General features: G+C 64.0%; 1 protein-coding gene and 1 pseudogene. Both read right to left on the bottom strand.

What is annotated here, in order from left to right; genetic code table 11:
• A partial coding sequence (locus SB756_RS31635) for a hypothetical protein (RefSeq protein ID WP_410913442.1) occupies positions 1-102 on the bottom strand: 102 nt, incomplete at its 3' end.
• 10 nt (positions 103-112) lie between these two features.
• Positions 113-261: pseudogene (locus SB756_RS31630) on the bottom strand (CDP-alcohol phosphatidyltransferase family protein); the annotation flags it as partial.

Here is a 261-nt window from a genome sequence, read left to right as displayed (position 1 = left end):
GATCGCCTTGCGCGGCCCGACACCTGCCGTGGCCGGCCAGTGCCGATAGAAAAGCTCGACGCCATCATGGGTACTGAAGGTGTGCTGTTGCTGTTCGCGCATCGCAAAATCCTTATGCAGAAGGGAGAGATTGTTGTTCTTTGAGGCCCTGACGCACCCGGTTGACCAAGGTATAGGCGAGCAGGGCGGCGACCAGCCACATCACCGCCTCCACCCAACCGGCGCCGAGCCAGCCCAGCGCCACGCCCGTGGCCAGCACCC

This window comes from Pseudomonas sp. SIMBA_068 (assembly GCF_046534705.1).
GTDB classification, from domain to species: domain Bacteria; phylum Pseudomonadota; class Gammaproteobacteria; order Pseudomonadales; family Pseudomonadaceae; genus Aquipseudomonas; species Aquipseudomonas putida.
This window is presented reverse-complemented; position numbering and strand designations above follow the sequence as displayed.